Source organism: Komagataeibacter kakiaceti JCM 25156, from assembly GCF_000613305.1.
Genome location: NZ_BAIO01000279.1, coordinates 1 through 3,159, shown reverse-complemented (window position 1 = coordinate 3,159; position 3,159 = coordinate 1). Strand labels below are relative to the sequence as shown.

At 62.7% G+C, this 3,159-nt stretch carries 5 protein-coding genes; 3 read left to right on the top strand and 2 right to left on the bottom strand.

All coding sequences use genetic code 11. The features are described 5' to 3' along the window. Positions 1-30 precede the first annotated feature (30 nt). Positions 31-387, bottom strand: a complete 357-nt coding sequence (locus JCM25156_RS12260; RefSeq protein WP_025813296.1) for a hypothetical protein — start codon at positions 385-387, stop codon at positions 31-33. Between the two features lie 105 nt (positions 388-492). Next, the gene (locus tag JCM25156_RS12255; RefSeq protein ID WP_025813294.1) at positions 493-1,011 is read right to left on the bottom strand and encodes a hypothetical protein; all 519 of its coding nucleotides are present in this window, start codon (positions 1,009-1,011) and stop codon (positions 493-495) included. A gap of 169 nt (positions 1,012-1,180) precedes the next feature. Between JCM25156_RS12255 and JCM25156_RS12250 the strand changes: the two genes are divergently transcribed. From JCM25156_RS12250 to JCM25156_RS31160, 3 genes are read left to right on the top strand one after another with little or no spacing between them, the layout of a single operon-like run. After that, entirely contained in the window at positions 1,181-1,723 is a 543-nt protein-coding gene (locus tag JCM25156_RS12250; RefSeq protein WP_025813293.1) for an iron transporter, read from the top strand. Between the two features lie 10 nt (positions 1,724-1,733). Continuing rightward, entirely contained in the window at positions 1,734-2,867 is a 1,134-nt protein-coding gene (locus JCM25156_RS12245) for an ABC transporter substrate-binding protein (protein ID WP_025813291.1), read from the top strand. After that, a complete protein-coding gene (locus JCM25156_RS31160) occupies positions 2,854-2,994 on the top strand; it encodes a hypothetical protein (RefSeq protein ID WP_242402631.1) in 141 nt (46 codons plus the stop codon). Before JCM25156_RS12245 ends, JCM25156_RS31160 begins: the two co-directional genes overlap by 14 nt. Positions 2,995-3,159: the final 165 nt, after the last annotated feature.

Genomic DNA, 3,159 nt, shown 5'->3' with positions numbered 1-3,159 from the left:
CGGCCGCTGCCGCCCGCCGGCAGCGCGCCCTTACATCTTCTGCTCACCATCGGGCTGCGGGGCGGGCTGGGCGTCGGGCGTCATCTTGCCCGGCGTGGTGGAGTGTTCCACGTCATACGCCGTCGCCTTTTCCTGATAGGTACCCTTCGCGCCGGGATGTTCCTTGTCATACTCGGCTGCCTTGGCCTTGGCTTCCTTGCGGTATTCGTGGCGCTTGTACATACCCGTCACGCAACCGGCGGCGGCCCCCATCACGCTATGGTGGCCCGCCACATGACCACCAACCGCGCCCACCGCGCCATATTTCAGGCAACCACCGGGTTCGGCATGGGCTGCCGTCGCACCCACCAGGGCGGCAACGGCAGCCAGAGTGGCTATTTTATGCATGGATGCATCCTTTTCGCGTGTGTCAGTCTCACCGCTTCAGGCATATCCCATGCGACACATTCTGTCACCTTTCCCATCGGGCGCAAAACCGCCCCCGCCCGTGGGTCAGCGCAGGAAAACCTTGGGCACGCCCTCGCTGTTGAGACATGACATGACCATCACCCCCGTCCATAGCGAAAGTGAAAGCCATGCCGCCGCGCGCGCGCGCCATGTCACCACCGTCTGCGCGCGCATGATCGGCATATAGACGCGGCGGTGGCACCATCTGGCGTTGATCAGGGCCAGCGTGATGAGCAGCAGCTTGGGTGAGAGGTAAGCCCGGCTGCCCACCCGCACCGGGTCATATAAAAACAGGATGACCCCGGAGACCATGGCGATCACGAACGTAATGTGCAGCGGACGCACCATCAACTGCGCGGCGGGCGCCAGACGCGGCGTCATGCGCGGGTTGAGGATGCCAATATCCAGCAGCATGACCATGCCGAAAAACATCGCCATGCTCAGGAAATGCGCGATCCGGATCAGGTAATGTTCCGGCTGGAGCCAGAAATGCAGCATCCGGCTGTCCAGCGCCGTGAGCAGCCAGTAGGGCAGCCTCATGAAGGCGAAGGGGTGGGTGATCATGACGGGCGGTCTCCGTTTGTGTCGGAAATGGGGCATACCACCGGTTGACACTGATAACAATTATCATTACCAAAATTAAGGAACCAGCCGGAAGGGAAGCCGTGACCCGCTTACGGTAGCGTAAAAAATAATAATAAAAATCAGACAGTTCGCTTGTCATACAGCTTTTATGGAAACAGTCATCATGAATACGAAACAGACAATTCTGGCTTTTCTTGTCGCATCGCTCCCCGTTGGCGTCACGGCGGCGCATGCGCGTGAATACCCGATCGGCGGCCCGGTCCATGAACATGACATGGAAATCGCGTCCAGCTACCTGACCGGCATCATGGTCGAACCCATGCCCGCGGGCATGACCGACAACACGAAGCCCGACACCATCCACCTTGAAACCGACGTGCACGCCACGGCGGACAACGTGTGGGGCTACCCCGAGGGCGCATGGGTGCCGTACCTGAACATCGGCTACGTGCTGACCAAGGACCACACGACGTGGAAGGCCGAGGGCACCATGCATTTCATGACCGCCAAGGACGGCCCGCATTACGCCGATAACGTGCAGATGAACGGCCCCGGCCGCTATACGGTGGTGCTGACCTATTCCTCTCCCGAGCAGAACGGCTTCCTGCACCATGTGGACAAGGAAACCGGCACGCCGGGCTTCTGGCAGCCGTTCAGCGAGACGTTCAACTTCGCCTATCCCCAGAAATAAGGGGCGCGTCATGGGACGGATACTGGACAGGATGCGCAGGCTGACATGCTACGTGGGCGTGATTACGGGACTTCTGGCCGCCACGGGCGCGCGGGCGGAAAGCGTGACCGACCTCGCGGGCAGGCAGGTTGACATCCCGGCCAGTGTCCATCGCATCATACTGGGGGAGGGGCGGCTGATCTACGCGCTCGCCCCGCTGGAAAAAGAGCATCTGTTCGACCGGATCGTCGGCTGGCAGGGCGAATTCCGTGGGGCGGATACCCAGAGCTACGACCAGTATGTGGCGGCCTTTCCGCAGGCCGCCAGCATTGCCCTGATCGGCAAGACCACGGCGGATACGGTCAGCCCCGAGCGCGTGCTCGACCTGCACCCCGATCTGGCCATCCTGACGGTATCGGGCCATGGGCCGGGCAAGTCCAGTGAACTGGTGGCCCAGCTTGAAAGCGCGCATATCCCGGTCGTCTTTGTCGATTTCCGCGCCGACCCGCTGCGCGACACCGTCCCATCCATGCAGATTCTGGGCCGCGTGCTGCACCGTGAACACGAAGCCGCCGATTACGTGACCTTCTACCAGTCACATCTCAAGCGCATTACCGCGCGTATCGCCACCGTGCCGCAGGCGCAGCGCCCGAAAGTATTTATCGAGATGCTGGCCGCCATGCGCGAAAGCTGCTGCCACACGGCGGGCCGGGGCAACATGGGCGCGTTCATAGACGCCGCCGGGGGCCAGAACATCGCGGCCCCGCTGCTGCCGGGCTATATTGGCGACATCGACCTTGAAAAGGTCATCTCCTCCGACCCCGACATCTACATAGCCGATGGTACAAAGGGCCCGAAGGCCAGCGGGCCGGGGCTGCGCATGGGGGCCGAGGTCACGCCCGCGCTGGCGCGCTCGTCGCTGCTGGGGGTGATGGAACGCCCCGGCATTTCCAGCCTGCGCGCGGTGACCGATGGCCATGCCTATGGCATCTGGCATTCCTTCTACGATTCGCCATACAATATCCTCGCGGTCGAGGTCATGGCGAAGTGGTTCCACCCCGCGCTGTTCGCTGATGTGGACCCCGATGCCACGCAGCAGGAACTTCATACCCGGTTCCTCCCCGTAGCTCAGGAAGGAACATTCTGGATCAATGCGCGTCCCTGATGATGCCCCGCCATGCACCGTAGCCCCGCCTGAACCCACGCTGTCTGATTACGCCCGGCAGGTGCGCGCGGGCTACCGGGCGCTGCTGCGGCGGCGGGTGGGCATCCTGACGCTTCTGGCCGGCTGATCGCGGGATCGGTCGTGCTGGATTTCTGCCTCGGGCCATCGGGGCTTTCACCAGCGGCGTTGATACAGACCCTGCTGCATCCGCATGACGTGCCGGCGGGGCAGGGGGTCATTGTCTGGCAGATCAGGCTGCCCTACGCGCTCATGGCGGTGTGCGTGGGGGCGG

Excerpts from the sequence above, each read along its gene's own strand:
- JCM25156_RS12255 (WP_025813294.1), bottom strand. The coding sequence starts at position 1,011 with ATGATCACCCACCCCTTCGCCTTCATGAGGCTGCCCTACTGGCTGCTC.
- JCM25156_RS31160 (WP_242402631.1), top strand. The coding sequence starts at position 2,854 with ATGCGCGTCCCTGATGATGCCCCGCCATGCACCGTAGCCCCGCCTGAA.
- JCM25156_RS12260 (WP_025813296.1), bottom strand. The coding sequence starts at position 387 with ATGCATAAAATAGCCACTCTGGCTGCCGTTGCCGCCCTGGTGGGTGCG.
- JCM25156_RS12250 (WP_025813293.1), top strand. The coding sequence starts at position 1,181 with ATGGAAACAGTCATCATGAATACGAAACAGACAATTCTGGCTTTTCTT.
- JCM25156_RS12245 (WP_025813291.1), top strand. The coding sequence starts at position 1,734 with ATGGGACGGATACTGGACAGGATGCGCAGGCTGACATGCTACGTGGGC.